At 54.9% G+C, this 15954-nt stretch carries 14 protein-coding genes; 6 read left to right on the forward strand and 8 right to left on the reverse strand.

Features of this window, described 5'->3' with window-relative positions:
* Positions 1 to 21 precede the first annotated feature (21 nt).
* A complete protein-coding gene (gene hemL, locus PanJK_RS16690) occupies positions 22 to 1302 on the reverse strand; it encodes a glutamate-1-semialdehyde 2,1-aminomutase (RefSeq protein ID WP_265301269.1) in 1281 nt (426 codons plus the stop codon).
* A gap of 200 nt (positions 1303 to 1502) precedes the next feature.
* Here hemL and erpA point away from each other — a divergent pair, with 200 nt between their 5' ends.
* Positions 1503 to 1850, forward strand: coding sequence for an iron-sulfur cluster insertion protein ErpA (gene erpA, locus PanJK_RS16695; protein ID WP_256695652.1), 348 nt, complete (start codon positions 1503 to 1505; stop codon positions 1848 to 1850).
* 34 nt (positions 1851 to 1884) lie between these two features.
* On the opposite strand, the gene PanJK_RS16700 is transcribed toward erpA, so the two are convergent.
* From PanJK_RS16700 to mtnN, 3 genes are all read right to left on the reverse strand, one after another.
* The gene (locus PanJK_RS16700; RefSeq protein ID WP_008108497.1) at positions 1885 to 2136 is read right to left on the reverse strand and encodes a hypothetical protein; all 252 of its coding nucleotides are present in this window, start codon (positions 2134 to 2136) and stop codon (positions 1885 to 1887) included.
* Positions 2137 to 2244: 108 nt separating this feature from the next.
* On the reverse strand, positions 2245 to 3054 hold the full coding sequence (gene btuF / locus PanJK_RS16705) for a vitamin B12 ABC transporter substrate-binding protein BtuF (protein WP_256695653.1): 810 nt from the start codon (positions 3052 to 3054) through the stop codon (positions 2245 to 2247).
* On the reverse strand, positions 3047 to 3745 hold the full coding sequence (gene mtnN, locus PanJK_RS16710; RefSeq protein WP_265301273.1) for a 5'-methylthioadenosine/S-adenosylhomocysteine nucleosidase: 699 nt from the start codon (positions 3743 to 3745) through the stop codon (positions 3047 to 3049). The genes btuF and mtnN overlap by 8 nt, the downstream gene beginning before the upstream one ends.
* Positions 3746 to 3842: 97 nt before the next feature.
* Between mtnN and dgt the strand changes: the two genes are divergently transcribed.
* From dgt to PanJK_RS16730, 4 genes are all read left to right on the forward strand, one after another.
* Positions 3843 to 5336, forward strand: a complete 1494-nt coding sequence (dgt, locus tag PanJK_RS16715) for a dGTPase (RefSeq protein WP_265301275.1) — start codon at positions 3843 to 3845, stop codon at positions 5334 to 5336.
* Positions 5337 to 5472: 136 nt separating this feature from the next.
* Entirely contained in the window at positions 5473 to 6921 is a 1449-nt protein-coding gene (degP, locus tag PanJK_RS16720) for a serine endoprotease DegP (protein ID WP_008108493.1), read from the forward strand.
* 184 nt (positions 6922 to 7105) lie between these two features.
* On the forward strand, positions 7106 to 8263 hold the full coding sequence (locus tag PanJK_RS16725) for a CdaR family transcriptional regulator (RefSeq protein ID WP_061718082.1): 1158 nt from the start codon (positions 7106 to 7108) through the stop codon (positions 8261 to 8263).
* Positions 8263 to 9486, forward strand: coding sequence for an alginate lyase family protein (locus PanJK_RS16730; RefSeq protein ID WP_265301278.1), 1224 nt, complete (start codon positions 8263 to 8265; stop codon positions 9484 to 9486). The genes PanJK_RS16725 and PanJK_RS16730 overlap by 1 nt, the downstream gene beginning before the upstream one ends.
* Before the next feature lie 47 nt (positions 9487 to 9533).
* Here PanJK_RS16730 and PanJK_RS16735 read toward each other — a convergent pair whose 3' ends face one another.
* The 4 genes from PanJK_RS16735 to map form a co-directional block, all read right to left on the reverse strand.
* Positions 9534 to 9923 (reverse strand): DUF3461 family protein, encoded by a 390-nt coding sequence (locus PanJK_RS16735; protein ID WP_008108490.1) that lies wholly within the window; start codon positions 9921 to 9923, stop codon positions 9534 to 9536.
* Positions 9924 to 10216: 293 nt separating this feature from the next.
* Positions 10217 to 11041: a 2,3,4,5-tetrahydropyridine-2,6-dicarboxylate N-succinyltransferase gene (gene dapD, locus PanJK_RS16740; RefSeq protein ID WP_256695661.1), complete on the reverse strand. Its 825-nt coding sequence runs from the start codon at positions 11039 to 11041 to the stop codon at positions 10217 to 10219.
* A gap of 184 nt (positions 11042 to 11225) precedes the next feature.
* Positions 11226 to 13880: a bifunctional uridylyltransferase/uridylyl-removing protein GlnD gene (glnD, locus tag PanJK_RS16745; RefSeq protein WP_008108488.1), complete on the reverse strand. Its 2655-nt coding sequence runs from the start codon at positions 13878 to 13880 to the stop codon at positions 11226 to 11228.
* Between the two features lie 70 nt (positions 13881 to 13950).
* Positions 13951 to 14745 (reverse strand): type I methionyl aminopeptidase, encoded by a 795-nt coding sequence (gene map, locus PanJK_RS16750; protein WP_008108487.1) that lies wholly within the window; start codon positions 14743 to 14745, stop codon positions 13951 to 13953.
* A gap of 318 nt (positions 14746 to 15063) precedes the next feature.
* Here map and rpsB point away from each other — a divergent pair, with 318 nt between their 5' ends.
* Positions 15064 to 15783: a 30S ribosomal protein S2 gene (gene rpsB, locus PanJK_RS16755; protein WP_007893898.1), complete on the forward strand. Its 720-nt coding sequence runs from the start codon at positions 15064 to 15066 to the stop codon at positions 15781 to 15783.
* Positions 15784 to 15954: the final 171 nt, after the last annotated feature.

A 15954-nucleotide genomic window follows, 5' to 3' on the forward strand; every position in this document is an offset into this window, starting at 1 on the left:
CCATGTGGCGCCCTTCTTATTTTACAGTTTCGCGAAGCTGCGTCGTGCGGCATCGATGGTGCGCTGAATATCTTCTTTACTGTGCGCCAGCGACATAAAGCCGGCTTCGAAAGCGGATGGCGCGAGGTAAACGCCTTCTTCCAGCATCAGGTGGAAGAAACGCTTGAAGCGTTCCACATCACACTGAGTCACGTCCTGATAGCCGGTGACTTCATCGGCGTCGGTGAAGAAAATCCCGAACATGCCGCCAACGTGGTTGATCACCAGCGGAATGTTTTCGGCCTTCGCCGCGTCCAGCAAGCCTTGCGCTAACTGCGTGGTCAAATCGGTCAGCGTGCTATGCGTACCCGGCTGCGCAATCTGCGACAGACATGCAAAGCCCGCCGCCATGGCAATCGGGTTACCGGACAAGGTACCGGCCTGATAAACCGGACCGGTTGGCGCCAGCGCATCCATCACCTCGCGACGACCACCAAAAGCACCAACCGGCATGCCGCCACCGATGATTTTACCGAGGCAGGTCAGGTCTGGCGTCACGTCGTAATAGGCCTGAGCACCGCCCAGCGCGACACGGAAGCCGGTCATTACTTCGTCGATGATCAGCAGCGCGCCGAATTCGTCACACAGCGCACGCAGGCCCGGCAGGAAGTCTGGCTGCGGTGGAATGCAGTTCATGTTGCCCGCCACCGGCTCAACGATGATGCAGGCGATATCCTCAGGATATTGCTCGAAAGCCGCACGCACGGTGCTGAGATCGTTGTAGGTGCAGGTCAGCGTGTGTTTAGCGAAATCGGCCGGTACGCCCGGCGAGTTTGGCTGTCCCAGCGTCAGCGCGCCGGAACCGGCTTTTACCAGCAGGCAATCGGCATGGCCGTGATAGCAGCCCTCGAACTTGATGATTTTGTCGCGATGGGTGAAGCCGCGCGCCAGGCGAATGGCGCTCATGGTGGCTTCGGTGCCGGAGTTAACCATGCGCACCATGTCCATGCTTGGCACCAGCTCGCACACCAGCTCGGCCATTTTCACTTCCATCTCGGTCGGCGCGCCGAAGCTCAGACCGCGCGCGGCGGCTTCAATTACCGCGTTACGGATGTTGGCGTTGTTGTGACCCAGCACCATCGGGCCCCACGAACCGACATAATCGATATAGCCTTTGCCGTCGGCGTCATACAGATACGCACCGTCAGCGCGTTCGATGAACAGCGGCACACCGCCCACACCGGTAAATGCACGTACCGGGGAGTTCACACCGCCGGGGATCAGGCGTTGCGCTGCGGCATACAGGTTTTCTGACTTACTCATTGTTCTGCTCCTGCTGTTCGGGAAAAAATCTGGCGCCATTCTACGGGAATAACGGCTTGCGCTAAAGTTTAGGGTATATACTTTCCTGCGCAGGCGGCGGCACGCAGTGTCAAGCTTGAGACTTGATTGCACTGGACGGCTGGCAGATAATAGCGAAATTAAGGTCGTTTTCTGACCTCGACGTTTACCCGGAGTAAAAGATGAGTGACGACTTAGCAGCGCTGCCTTTGCAATTCACTGATGCAGCAGCAAAAAAAGTGAAAAACCTGATTTCTGATGAAGAGAACCCCGCGCTGAAATTGCGCGTCTATATTACCGGCGGCGGTTGCAGCGGTTTCCAGTATGGCTTCACCTTTGACGATCAAATGAATGACGGCGACATGACCATCGAGAAACAAGGTGTGGCGCTGGTGGTGGATCCGATGAGCCTGCAATATCTGGTGGGCGGTTCCGTGGATTACACCGAAGGCCTGGAAGGTTCACGTTTTATCGTGACCAACCCGAATGCCAAAACCACCTGCGGTTGTGGTTCTTCCTTCAGCATCTAATACTGCTCTGGCTGCCGTTCTGGTAGCCAGATTCTTACCACTCTATTGTCACTAAACGCGCGGATTCACGGCGCGTGGCATCGCGTTTTAACACACGTTCGGTAATGCGCGGCTGCGCGCTGAAGTGGCGTCCACAATCCACGGTGGGCAGAGTGTGTTCATTCTGGCGTGAGATATCGCAACGCGAGAATAACGTTAAGGTGACGGCGATAGAGCCGGTCGACGTGGCCGCACTCAGTGGTGCAGCGATCACGAGCCCTATGGCCAGCAGCAGTGCTCTGGTCATGAATAGTTCCTGGTGAAGACAAAATTGCGCTAAGCGCTAAAAATGGGCACAGAGCATACGTGGCCGCTGCGCCTTGTATTATGATTTACGACAATTTCTGCCGGATCTTTAATCTTTAATGGTGCTTTTTTTCGACGGATGTAAATCTGCACACAGCTGTTTCGCTGCCAGCAGCATGCGAGGCCCCGGACGGCTCAGCCAGTCGTCATTAATGGCGATCACCGGCACATCCAGCTGCGGCTGCCAGAATTTGGTAATGCTGGCGGCGTGTGCGGCGTTACCGCCAATCACAATCGCCTGCGGATGCCGCATCAATACCTGTTCGCGGCTCACCTGCGGCCAACTGACGCTGCTATCGGCAAAAATATTCCTGCCGCCGCACAGCTCAATCATTTGGTTTTGCATGGTGTTACGCGCAGCAGTAAACAGCGGTTGCTGACCAAACTGCAAAAACAGCGCGATCGGCGTACTTTGCTGATACTGCTTGCGCAGCGCCGCTTCCTGCGCGCGTAATGCCTGCGCCGCATCAACCGCTTGCTGCGGCTGCGGACTCCAGCGCTGTAACGCCGCCAGCGCATCGATCATTTGATCAATGGTTTGCGGATCGATCCACTCAACCTTTATCCCGAAACGCTGCAGCTGTTCGATTTGCCGCTGCGGATTACCGCCACGCCACGCCAGCACCACATCCGGTTTGAGCTGCAGAATGCGTTCCACTTTGATGCCTTGCCAGTTCGCCACCTGCTCCAGCGCGTTGGCCTGCGCGGGATAATCAGAGAAGGCGCTGACGGCCAGCGGCGTAATGCCCGCGGCGAAGGCCAGTTCGGTCAGATGGGGCGAAAGCGTAATAACGCGCGGCGCGGCGGCGAACAGGCTGTTGCACAGCAGCAACAGCCCGAGCAGCAGGATTTTAGCCACGCGCCAGCTGAACCAGCAGGTTTTCTACCATCAGCGAAGACTGTTTTGCCGCAACGCTGAGGAACTCGTCGAAGCTGATGTGTGATTCCTGATCGGCGACGTCAGAAATCGCGCGCACCACCACAAACGGCACCTTGAATTGATGGCAAACGTGACCAATCGCGGTCGCTTCCATCTCCACCGCGATCGCCTGCGGGAAGGTGGTGCGGATGCGCGTCAGCGGTGCCGCGCCGTTGATAAACGCATCGCCGCTCACGACCAAACCGCGTACCGCGTTGAGGTCGAGCTGCTTGATAACCCGCTCAGCGGCGACAATCAGCTTGTCATCTGCCACGAAAGCTGCGGGGCAACCGGCCATCTGGCCGGGCTCGTAGCCGAAGGCGGTGACGTCGGCGTCGTGATAGCGCACTTCATCGGACACCACGATATCGCCCACTTTCAGCGTTGACGCTAATCCGCCAGCGGAACCGGTGTTGATCACCACATCCGGTTTGCACAGCTCGAGCAACAAGGTGGTGCCGAGCGCGGCAGCCACTTTACCGATGCCTGATTTCAGCAGCGCCACTTCAACACCGTTCAGCGTGCCGGTGTAAATTTCGCAGCCGGCCAGCGTCAGTGTCTGGCGGTTTTCGATTTTGTCACGCAGCAGAGTAACTTCCTGCTCCATCGCGCCAATAATGCCTACTTTCATAAGAATCTCGCTAATTTAATGGATGTAACCCGCAAAAGTGAGGCATAGTCTAACATGGCTGATTGAGGAAGAATTCACGAAAAAATAAGGGGTAATTATGGCGGCGATTAATTTCAGGAAGAAGATCAGTTTCACCCGCCCTTATACCAGCCGCAAAGATCCCGAAGGGGAATACTTTATTACCCGCCACTTTGAAAGCGATCGCGGACGTATTATTAACTCCGCCGCTATTCGTCGTCTGCAACAGAAAACCCAGGTATTCCCGCTAGAGCGCAACGCGGCGGTGCGTTCGCGTTTGACGCACTCGCTGGAAGTGCAGCAAACCGGGCGATATATCACTAAAGAGATCCTGCAAGCGCTGAAAACGCAAGGCGGCGGGCTGGCGAATTATGGACTGGATGAGTTCGAAGGTGCCTTCGAAAGCCTGATAGAGATGGCCTGTTTGCTGCACGATGTTGGCAATCCGCCGTTTGGTCACTTTGGTGAGGCGGCGATCAATGACTGGTTCGATGATAATCTGCCTGCCGAGCTGGTCGATCCGCTGGTGGCGGGTGTTGCCGATGAATCAGAGCGTTCTGCTTTTGACCAGTTAAATGCAATGATTCGTCAAGATTTATGCCATTTCGAGGGCAACGCTCAGGCTATTCGCCTGGTGCATACGCTGCTACAACTCAATCTCAGCTATGCGCAGGTCGCCTGTATTTTGAAATATACCGCGCCCGCATGGTGGCAAGGCGATAAACCGGCTGAATTTAGCGTATTAATGAAAAAACCGGGTTTCTATTTATCTGAGCGTGAATATGTGGCTGAGTTACGCGAGGCAACGAATATAAAAGAGCACCATCGTTTTCCGCTCACCTGGATAATGGAAGCCGCCGACGATATCTCATATTGCATTGCCGATTTGGATGATGCTGTAGAAAAAGATATCTTCCATGTTGAAACGCTGTATAAGCATTTACTCGAAGCCTGGGGTACGGTAAAAACCGGCGATGTTTTCAGCCGCACCATCGGCGATGCCTGGAAAGAGGCTAATCAGAAAAAACGCCGCAGTATCAGCGATCAATTCTTTATGTCGCTGCGGGTTAACGTGCAAAACGTGCTGGTTAGCCATGCGGTTAAGCGTTTCATCGACAACTTGCCGGCTATTTTCGAAGGCGATTTTAATCACGCCTTACTGGAAGATGATGGCGAAGAAGGGCGCTTGCTGAAACTGTTTAAAACGGTGGCGCGTCAGCAGGTGTTTAATCATCCGGAAGTTGAACAACTGGAATTGCAGGGTTATCGGGTGATTAAAGGTCTGCTCGAAATATATCAGTCATTGCTGCTGCTGGATTACGAGCAATTTACCACCTTGATGAAGGAGGATTTTCTGGCAAAGCATCCGATTGAAACCCGGCTGTTTCATAAGCTTTCCGGTAAACATCGCAAAGCCTATCAGCAACACATGCGTTCATTAATTGTTGAGCATAAATATCAGCGCTTGTTGTGGGAACGTTATTATCGTGCGCGTTTAATTCAGGACTACATTAGCGGGATGACGGACAATTATGCCTGGGACGAATATCGTCGTTTAATGGCGGTTGAATAAACGCAGAATTGTAAAGACGAAGAACAATTTTTTACCTTTGCCTAAAACTTTATTAGGAACTTCGCGCTAAAAACTTAATCTCATCATCACGACCACAGCAATGGTCTGGCCGTAATTCTTAGAGAGACACAGATAAATGAAAAAAAACACAATTATGCTGGCGTTGGCGCTGAGTTTCGGCGCGACGGCGTTGAGCCCTGTGAGTGTATTTGCCGCAGAGACCGCTTCTTCTTCCAGCCAGCAGTTGCCAAGCCTGGCGCCGATGCTGGAAAAAGTCATGCCGTCCGTGGTGAGTATCAGCGTGGAAGGCACGACGACGGTTAAAACACCGCGCATGCCACAGCAGTTCCAGCAGTTCTTTGGTGATAATTCTCCGTTCTGTCAGGACGGTTCACCGTTCCAGAGTTCGCCAATGTGCCAAAACGGCGCGGGCGGTGACGGCGGCGGCGCAGATGGCGGTGCTAACGCGCAGAAACAGCAGTTCCGTGCGCTCGGTTCTGGCGTGGTGATTAACGCGGATAAAGGCTATGTGGTGACCAACAACCACGTGGTGGATAACGCGACCAAAATTCAGGTTCAGCTCAGCGATGGCCGTCGTTACGACGCCAAAGTCATCGGTAAAGATCCGCAGTCAGATATCGCGCTGATTCAGCTGCAGGATGCGAAAAACCTCACTGCAATCAAAATTGCCGATTCTGACAACCTGCGCGTCGGTGATTACACCGTGGCGATCGGTAACCCGTACGGCCTCGGCGAAACCGTGACCTCGGGGATTGTTTCAGCGCTGGGCCGTAGCGGTCTAAACGTTGAAAACTATGAAAACTTCATCCAGACAGATGCGGCGATCAACCGGGGTAACTCCGGCGGCGCGTTGGTTAACCTTAACGGTGAGCTGATCGGGATTAACACCGCGATTCTGGCACCGGACGGCGGTAACATCGGTATCGGCTTTGCGATCCCAAGTTCAATGGTGAAAAACCTGACCGCGCAGATGGTTGAATACGGCCAGGTGAAACGCGGCGAGCTGGGTATTATGGGCACCGAGCTTAACTCTGAGCTGGCGAAAGCGATGAAAGTCGATGCGCAGCGCGGCGCCTTTGTTAGCCAGGTGCTGCCGAACTCCGCCGCGGCGAAAGCCGGTGTGAAAGCCGGCGACGTGGTGGTTTCAATGAACGGTAAAGCGCTGACCAGCTTCGCGGCGCTGCGTGCCGAAGTCGGCTCGCTGCCGGTCGGCACCAAGCTGCAGCTGGGTCTGCTGCGCGAAGGTAAACCGGTGAATGTCACGGTTGAACTGCAACAGAGCTCGCAGGATAAAGTGCAGTCCGCCACTATTTACACCGGCATTGAAGGTGCCGATCTCAGCAATATCGATACAAATGGCCAGAAAGGCGTGCGTGTCGATAGCGTGAAGCCGGGCAGCGCAGCGGCGCGTATCGGTCTGAAGAAAGGTGACGTGATTCTCGGCGTGAACCAGCAAGCCGTGGCTAACCTTGGCGAGCTGCGTAAAGTGCTTGATACCAAACCTTCGGTGCTGGCACTGAACGTACAGCGCGGTGACAGCAGCCTGTACTTGCTGATGCAGTAAGTTTCCGATTATTGATAACAGGCGAGCTTCGGCTCGCCTTTTTTGTGTCTGTGCAAATGTCCGGTACTGAATGTGACGCTTACCGCAAATCCCGCATAATCCCCACGGCTATGTGCAACTGCACAATGTCAGCGCCGTAACGTATGCGTATTCTGTCTGTTCGTCCTTATCTCCGGAGTGTTTGATGGCCACCTATCATCTCGATGCGCGACTGGCTCAGGATATTGTTGCCCGCACCATGCAAATTATTGATAGCAATGTCAACGTGATGGATGCGCGCGGTCGCATCATCGGCAGTGGCGATCGTGAACGTATTGGCGAATTGCACGAAGGCGCGCTGCTGGTGCTGTCACAAGGCCGCGTGGTGGACATCGACGAAGCGGTGGCAAAACATCTGCACGGCGTGCGTCCCGGCATCAATTTGCCGCTGCGTATTGATGGCGACATCGTCGGCGTGATCGGTTTGACCGGCCAACCTGCAACGCTGCGTCATTACGGTGAGTTGGTGTGTATGACCGCTGAAATGATGCTGGAGCAGGCGCGTTTGCTGCATATGCTGGCGCAGGACAGCCGCTTGCGTGAAGAGCTGGTACTGAATCTGGTGCGCAGCGAAACTTTATCGCCAGCGCTGAGCGAATGGGCGCAGCGGCTCGGCATCGATCTCAATCAACCGCGCGTGGTAGCGGTGGTGGAAGTGGACAGCGGCCAGCTTGGCGTCGATAGTGCCATGTCCGAGCTGCAGCAGTTGCAAACACTGCTGACCACGCCGGAGCGTGACAACCTGATTGCGATTGTTTCACTCACCGAAATGGTGGTGCTGAAACCGGCACTGAATGCGCATGGCCGCTACGATCAGGACGATCATCGCCGCCGCGTGGATCAACTGCTGCAACGCATGAAAGAGAGCGGACAGGTGCGGATGCGTATCGCGCTCGGCAACTACTTTACCGGTCCCGGCAGCATCGCACGTTCGTACCGTACCGCGCGCACCACCATGATGGTGGGCAAACAGCGCATGCCGGAACAGCGCAGCTATTTTTATCAGGATCTGGTGCTGCCGGTGCTGCTCGACAGTTTACGCGGCGGCTGGCAGGCCAACGAACTGGCGCGCCCGCTGGCGAAGCTGAAAAGTATGGATAACAATGGCTTGCTGCGACGCACGTTGGTGGCGTGGTTCAGTCATAACGTACAACCGAGCGCTACGGCGCGCGCGCTGTTTATTCACCGCAACACGCTGGAGTATCGCCTCAATCGTATTTCCGAGCTTACCGGGCTCGATTTGGGCAACTTTGACGATCGTTTGCTGCTGTATGTGGCGCTCCAACTGGATGAGCAAAGCTAATGAGGAACCTGTGGATTACGCTGTTGTGGCTGTATAGCGCGCTAAGTGTGGCTAGCGATCCGGCTTTCCTCTCTTTAAACGATCTTCAACGGGTTAAGCAGCAGTTGGCACAACATCAGGCGGCGCCGCCCACGCTCGATGCCTGGCATCAGTTAAAGCAGCAGGCGGATAACGCGCTGAAGCACCCCAATCCCAGTGTCACTGACAAAGGAATGCTGCCACCGAGCGGCTCGAAGCAGGATTATTTAAGCCTGAGCGCCTATTGGTGGCCGGATGCCAGCAGCGCCGACGGCTTGCCGTGGCAGCGTCGCGACGGCGAAGTGAATCCCGCCAGTAAGAATGATCAAAGTGATGGCGTGCGGCTGGCGCGCTTTACCGCTGATTTTCAGGCACTGACGTTGGCCTGGTATGTCTCTGGCGATCAACGTTATGCCGATAAAGCGCTGGCGATGATGCGCCACTGGTTTATCGATCCTACCAGCCGCATGCATCCGAATCTAAACTTTGCGCAGGGTATTCCGGGCCGATCTGCAGGTCGCCATGATGGCGTGCTGGATGGACGCTACTTTGCCACGCGCGTGGTGGATGCGCTAACTTTGCTGCGTAATGCGCCCGGTTGGCAGCCAGCCGATCAGCAGGCGATGCAGTTATGGTTTAGCGAGTATCTGCACTGGCTACGGCACAATCCGTTAGCGCTGCAAGAAGCGGCGGCGGCGAATAATCATGGCAGTTGGTACTGCACGCAGGTGGCGGGAATTGCGTGGTATCTGGGCGATCCTGAGACGGTTAAAGCGATGGTGGAATTGGCGCGCAGTAAAATTGCGCTGCAAATCCGTGCCGATGGCAGCCAGCCCGCAGAGTTAGCGCGCACGCGATCCTTCCATTACAGCAACTTCAATCTGCAGGCGCTGACGGCATTGGCGCAGTTGGCCGGTAAAGCAGGATTGGGTGATTTGTGGCATAGCAGGCAACAGCAAAGCGGTTCGTTGCTGGATGCGCTGGACATGATGGCGCCGTACAGCGATGCCAGTAAAGTCTGGCCGTGGAAAAACCGCGATCGGGTGAGCCAACGCATCATTCCCTTGCTTTCAATGGCCGACAACAGTTTGCAGCAGCCGCGTTATCAGCAGTGGATCAGGCAGACGCAATGGAAAGATCAAAACAGCGGGGCGGTGATGCAGGCACAGCGTGATACCTGGCTGCTTTCGTTGCCTTATCAGTAGACATAAAAAAGGCCAGCATTCGCTGGCCTGTTTTCAAAAGCGAACCATTATTTATTGCGGGTCAGCTGATCGAGGTCTGATTCGATCTCGGCGATCTTGTTAGAGACCACGCTTTCCAGATGGCGCAGATCCGCCAGAATTTTACGCTTCAGATCCACTTCAACCTGGTCGCGCTGGCAAATCTGGTCCAGCTCATCGATCACGTAACGCAGGTTCGGGCTGATTTCCTGCACTTCTTTGTAACCCTGGCTGGTGTGATCGGCGACGACGGTTTTGCGCTGGCGTGGGTATTTGAATTTCACGCTTTTCGCGAAGAATTCACCTTTGTCTTTGCGGAAGTAGATTTTAAGAATATCGTTGTTAGCTTCCTGACGCAGGCTGTAACGGTCGATGTCTTCAGGAGAGCTGATACCTAAGCTTTTCAGGTTGTCGTACATAGCGTTTATATTCCATCTAAGAGTGGGTGAGCGCGCAGGACTATCATCATCATTCGGGATGCAGCAGAAACGCGGCAACCGGAACGCTTACGGCATACTTAATCAACTGTAGACACAAAAACCGGGATGAAAAGTGCGCGACCGGAGTTAACTTGGCGCGGATTATGAACTGTTTGAAAAATAAACGCACGTGTTAATTCGCGGCGCGAAACAGGTAATTCAGGCGGGAGTGTAAACAAATAATTACGGGCCTGTAGCCAGGCCCGTCGGGAAGATTTACAGGCAGGAAAAGCTTAGTCGATGCTGCGCAGCAATTCGTTAATGCCTGTTTTGCTAAGGGTTTTAGCGTCAACTTTCTTCACGATCACCGCGCAATACAGGCTGTAGCTACCGTCTTTTGATGGCAGGTTGCCTGAAACCACTACCGAACCCGCCGGTACGCGGCCGTAATGCACTTCGCCGGTCTCGCGGTCAAAGATTTTGGTGCTCTGGCCGATGTAAACGCCCATTGAGATCACTGAACCTTCTTCAACAATCACGCCTTCAACGATTTCTGAGCGCGCGCCGATGAAGCAGTTATCTTCGATGATGGTTGGATTGGCCTGCAGCGGCTCCAGCACGCCACCGATGCCCACGCCGCCTGACAGGTGTACGTTTTTGCCGATCTGCGCGCAAGAACCTACGGTCGCCCAGGTATCAACCATGGTGCCTTCATCAACGTAAGCGCCGATGTTGACGTAAGAAGGCATCAGCACGGTGTTACGTGCGATGAATGCGCCCTGACGCACAGCAGCCGGTGGCACTACGCGGAAACCGGCGTTTTTGAAACGTGCTTCATCCCAGCCCGCAAACTTCATTGGCACTTTGTCGTAGAAGCGGGTTTCAGAACCTTCCATGACCTGGTTGTCGTTGATGCGGAATGACAACAGCACCGCTTTCTTCAGCCACTGATGCGTTACCCACTCACCGTTGATCTTTTCAGACACGCGCAGTTCACCGCTATCCAGCAGGCCGATAACCTGGGTGATAGCATCGCGGGTCGCGCTGTCTACGCCAGATGGCGTGATGTCGGCGCGGCGCTCAAAGGCAGATTCGATAACGCTCTGTAACTGTTGCATATTTATTTCCTGATTCTGTCATAACGGATGTCCGTAAATTCGGACATGATTAATATGTCTACCCTAAATCATTCAAGCTGCAGGAAGGCGGCGACGCAGCGAGAGCCTGGGAGCATACATCAGTATGTGACCAGGTCGAGCGAGGAAAGCCAACGCCCCTGCGGTTTGAATGATGACGGGTAGATCACAGTTTATCGTTTGGATTAAGGGCCTCTGTCAACCTCTGTTGCAACACATTGCGCATTTCCACCCCAAGCGCACGCCGCTCACTATCGGCGAGGATGAAAAGATCTTCCACCCGTTCACCAATCGTACTGATGCGTGCGCCATGCAGCGACACGCCCAAATCGGCAAACACTTCACCCACGCGCGCCAGCAAGCCGGGCTGATCGAGCGCGACCAATTCCAGATAGCTGCGGCGGTCGGTGTGGGTCGGCAGGAAATTGACTTCGGTATCGACACTGAAATGCTTGAGGCGCGCGGACTGACGGCGCGTGCGCGGCGGCACCCATTCGTTTTGCGTGATGGCTTGTTCCAGCGCCTGAATGATCAGCGGATGGCGATCGGCGGCCAGCGGGCTGCCATCTGGCTCCAGCACAATAAAGGTGTCCATTGCCATGCCATCGCGGCTGGTAAAGATCTGCGCATCATGCACGCTGAGATTGCGGCGATCCAACTCGCCGGCCACCGCGGCAAACAGGTGCGGACGATCCGGGCTCCAGATAAAGATCTCGGTACCGCCGCGTGTGGCCTGCGGGCTGACCAGCACCAGCGGTTTGTTGAGATCGTGGTGAATCAAATGGCGCGCATGCCAGGCGAGCTGATTCGGCGTGTGGCGCAGGAAATAGTCGGCGCGGCAACGGCTCCAGATATGGTGCAAACGCTCTTCGTCGAGGTTTTCCATGCGCAGCAGCGCCAGTGCTTGCAAGCGATGATGACGTACGCGTTCGCGCAGATCCGGGCTGTTTTCCATGCCGCGGCGCAGCTGTTTTTCGGTGGCGAAGAACAGCTCGCGCAACAGGCTCTGCTTCCAGCTATTCCACAAGCTTTCATTGGTGGCGCAGATATCGGAAACCGTCAGGCACGCCAGATAGCGCAGACGGTTTTCGTTCTGCATCACTTCGGCGAACTGCTGAATGACAGTCGGATCCTGAATGTCGCGGCGCTGCGCGGTCACTGACATCAATAAATGATGGCGAACCAGCCAGGCAACCAGCTGGGTTTCGCGGGAGTTGAGGCCATGTAATTCGGCGAAGTCGAGCGCATCCTGCGCGCCGAGAATCGAGTGATCGCCGTTGCGGCCTTTGGCGATATCGTGCAGCAGCGCGGCCATCAGCAACAGTTCCGGTTGCGGCAGGCGCGGCCAGAGTTCAACGCACAGCGGATGCATCGGGCGCGTGGCTTCGTCGGCAAAACTCTCCAGCTTTTGCAGCACGCGAATGGTGTGCTCATCTACCGTGTAAGCGTGGAACAGATCAAACTGCATCTGGCCGACGATGTTGCCCCACAGCGGCGTATACGCCCACAACACGCTGTGACGATGCATCGGCACCAGCGCGCGCTTTACCGCACCCGGATGGCGCAGAATCGCCATAAAGGTTTCACGCGCTTCAGGAATCTGGCACAGCGGCTGTTTAAGATGGCGACGCGCATAGCGCAGCTGCCGCAGCGTGGTGGAGTAAATGCCTTTGATGTTTTCGTTACGCACCATCACGTAGAACATCCGCAGGATGGCTTGCGGCTCACGTTCAAACAGCGTGAGATCGCGCAGGTCGATCAGGTCACCACGAATCTGGAAGTCGTCATCAATGTTGCGCGGCTTTTCGGTGGTCGACAGCGCCAGAATCGCTTCATCGAACAGCTGCAGCAGCATCTGATTGAGTTCGCCGATGCGGCGCGTGACGCGGTAGAAGTCCTTCATCATGCGCTCAACCGGCTCGTTGACTTCGCCCAGATAGTTGAGGCGCTGAGCGACGGTCAGCTGGCGATCGAACAGCAGGCGGTTGTCATAACGTGTCAGCGTTAAGTGCAGCGCAAAACGAATGCGCCACAAAAATTCCTGACACTCATTGATTTCATTGCGTTCCGCTTCGGTAATAAAGCCGAATCCGACCATTTCATCCATGGTGGTGGCGCCAAAGTGACGTCGCGCCACCCATTGCAGCGTGTGAATGTCGCGCAGGCCGCCGGGGCTGCTTTTGATATCCGGTTCGAGGTTATAACTGGTGCCGTGATAACGCTGGTGGCGCTCCTGCTGCTCTTCAATTTTGGCGGCGAAGAAGCGTGACGACGGCCAGAAGCCATCACTAAAGATGTTCTTTTGCAGTTCGAGAAACAGCGCTACATCGCCGGTGAGCATGCGCGATTCGATCAGGTTGGTGGCGACCGTAAGATCGGATAAGCCTTCCAGCAGGCACTCTTCCAGCGTACGTACGCTATGACCGACTTCCAGCTTCAAATCCCACATCAGCGTTAGCAGCTCGCTGGTGCGCTGCGCGGCCGCGTCATCCAGCGGCTGGCGGCTGAGGATCAGCACATCAATATCGGAGAGCGGATGCAGTTCGCCGCGACCATAGCCGCCAACGGCAACCAGCGCGATCTCCTTCATCTGGTCGAAACCAAAGAAGCGCCACAGGCGACGCAATAAGCGGTCGATAAACAGCGTGCGCGCATCAATCAGGGATTCGATATCGGTGCCCGCATCAAATGCGATACCCAGATGCTGCTGGAATTGCTCGAGATACTGTTTGAGCTTGTCGCGCGTCAGGGCGTCATCGGGCCAGCTGGCGGGGGAATCGGTCAGGCCTTTGTGTACTGCTTCGGTCACGCTACCACTCATCAACATGCCTCTTCATTACGCACATAAAAAAGGCCAGCTATAAGCCGGCCTGGTACTGTCAGCGAGATGATTACGCGACGTTTTCGAGCACCGCTGGAATGGTGTCGTCTTCACGCAGCGTCAGAATCTCACAGCCGTTTTCTGTCACCACAATAGTATGCTCATACTGCGCGGACAAGCTGCGATCTTTGGTTTTCACGGTCCAGCCATCCTTCATGGTGCGGATGCGGTAATCACCGGCATTGACCATTGGTTCGATGGTGAAGGTCATGCCCGCTTGCAACACCACGCCGCTGTCATCCGCGTCGTAATGCAGGACCTGCGGTTCTTCATGGAAACCTTTGCCGATGCCGTGACCGCAATATTCGCGCACCACGGAGAAATCTTGCGCTTCGACATACTGCTGAATCGCGCGGCCCAGCTCACGCAGACGAATACCTGGTTTCACCAAACGTAACGCGATATAGAGACTTTCCTGGGTAACGCGACACAGGCGCTCGCCCTGAATGGTCGCTTTACCGACGATGAACATTTTTGAGGTATCGCCGTGATACTCATCTTTGATCACCGTGACATCGACGTTCACCACGTCGCCATCTTTCAGCACGCGATCGTCGCTCGGAATACCGTGACAGACCACTTCATTCACCGAAATACACACTGATTTCGGGAAGCCGTGATAGCCGAGGCAGGCAGAAATCGCCTGCTGCTTCTGCGTGATGTGTTCGTGGCAGAGACGATCCAGTTCACCGGTGGTGACGCCAGGCACCACGTGCGGTGCAATCATCTCCAGCACTTCAGCGGCAAGACGGCCCGCCACGCGCATTTTTTCGATTTCTTCAGGGGTTTTAATTGAAATAGCCATTAAATTAATCCGCAATCGTCGAAATTTTCGACAATAATGAGTTCTGTGGCAGTCATGTTAGCAGCCAGTAAAAGGGCTGCCAAATGGCGATTGTCTGCGCCTGCGGCGCTCAACTACTATTGGCGTATTCCTGCGCATTGTGGTATAAAGCGCGCCGACGATTCTCTGTCACCGACGTTTGGCTGGCAGGAAACGCATAAAACTCATTATGTGTACTAAAACACACATGTATCGACACATACGCCGGGGTGCCTTGAAAGAGGTCGGTCGTATGGGATACATGGAGGCCCAACCCCAAATCAAACTTTAGAGGTAATCATGGCAACTGTTTCAATGCGCGACATGCTCAAGGCTGGTGTTCACTTTGGTCACCAGACCCGTTACTGGAACCCGAAAATGAAGCCATTCATCTTCGGCGCACGTAACAAGGTTCACATCATCAACCTCGAGCAGACTGTGCCAATGTTCAACGACGCTCTGGCTGAGTTGAAAAAGATCTCTTCCCGTAAAGGTAAGATTCTGATCGTTGGTACTAAGCGCGCTGCTGCCGAGGCGGTAAAAGAGTCAGCTCTGAGCTGCGACCAGTTCTTCGTAAACCACCGCTGGTTGGGTGGCATGCTGACTAACTGGAAAACCGTTCGTCAGTCAATCAAACGCCTGAAAGATCTTGAGTCTCAGTCTCAGGACGGTACTTTCGACAAACTGACCAAGAAAGAAGCGCTGATGCGCACTCGCGAACTGGCCAAGCTGGAAAACAGCCTGGGCGGTATCAAAGATATGGGCGGTCTGCCGGATGCACTGTTCGTTGTTGACGCTGATCACGAGCACATCGCTATCAAAGAAGCAAACAACCTGGGTATCCCAGTATTTGCTATCGTTGATACCAACTCTGATCCAGACGGCGTTGACTTCGTTATCCCAGGTAACGACGATGCGATCCGTGCTGTAAGCCTGTACCTGACTGCCGTTGCCACTACCGTGCGCGAAGGCCGTTCACAGGATCTGGCTGAGCAGGCTGAAGAAGCTGCTGAAGCTTAATAAGGTTCGCTCTTTCTAAGAGCCCTTAGACATCAGATGTTATCTGTTAAGGGGGCCGTTCAGGCCCCTTTATTTTATCTAAGTCTGTCACGCTCACTGCAAGGCGAGCGGGGCAGAGTAAATTTTCCGCAACAAGTTTCTGACAGTGTGTGAGCACACAGAGACGAATCG

This window comes from Pantoea sp. JK (assembly GCF_026130245.1).
Classification (GTDB): Bacteria; Pseudomonadota; Gammaproteobacteria; order Enterobacterales; family Enterobacteriaceae; genus Pantoea; species Pantoea trifolii.

Excerpts from the sequence above, each read along its gene's own strand:
- hemL (WP_265301269.1), bottom strand. The coding sequence starts at position 1,302 with ATGAGTAAGTCAGAAAACCTGTATGCCGCAGCGCAACGCCTGATCCCC.
- erpA (WP_256695652.1), top strand. The coding sequence starts at position 1,503 with ATGAGTGACGACTTAGCAGCGCTGCCTTTGCAATTCACTGATGCAGCA.
- PanJK_RS16700 (WP_008108497.1), bottom strand. The coding sequence starts at position 2,136 with ATGACCAGAGCACTGCTGCTGGCCATAGGGCTCGTGATCGCTGCACCA.
- mtnN (WP_265301273.1), bottom strand. The coding sequence starts at position 3,745 with ATGAAAGTAGGCATTATTGGCGCGATGGAGCAGGAAGTTACTCTGCTG.
- dgt (WP_265301275.1), top strand. The coding sequence starts at position 3,843 with ATGGCGGCGATTAATTTCAGGAAGAAGATCAGTTTCACCCGCCCTTAT.
- degP (WP_008108493.1), top strand. The coding sequence starts at position 5,473 with ATGAAAAAAAACACAATTATGCTGGCGTTGGCGCTGAGTTTCGGCGCG.
- PanJK_RS16725 (WP_061718082.1), top strand. The coding sequence starts at position 7,106 with ATGGCCACCTATCATCTCGATGCGCGACTGGCTCAGGATATTGTTGCC.
- PanJK_RS16730 (WP_265301278.1), top strand. The coding sequence starts at position 8,263 with ATGAGGAACCTGTGGATTACGCTGTTGTGGCTGTATAGCGCGCTAAGT.
- PanJK_RS16735 (WP_008108490.1), bottom strand. The coding sequence starts at position 9,923 with ATGTACGACAACCTGAAAAGCTTAGGTATCAGCTCTCCTGAAGACATC.
- dapD (WP_256695661.1), bottom strand. The coding sequence starts at position 11,041 with ATGCAACAGTTACAGAGCGTTATCGAATCTGCCTTTGAGCGCCGCGCC.
- glnD (WP_008108488.1), bottom strand. The coding sequence starts at position 13,880 with ATGAGTGGTAGCGTGACCGAAGCAGTACACAAAGGCCTGACCGATTCC.
- map (WP_008108487.1), bottom strand. The coding sequence starts at position 14,745 with ATGGCTATTTCAATTAAAACCCCTGAAGAAATCGAAAAAATGCGCGTG.
- rpsB (WP_007893898.1), top strand. The coding sequence starts at position 15,064 with ATGGCAACTGTTTCAATGCGCGACATGCTCAAGGCTGGTGTTCACTTT.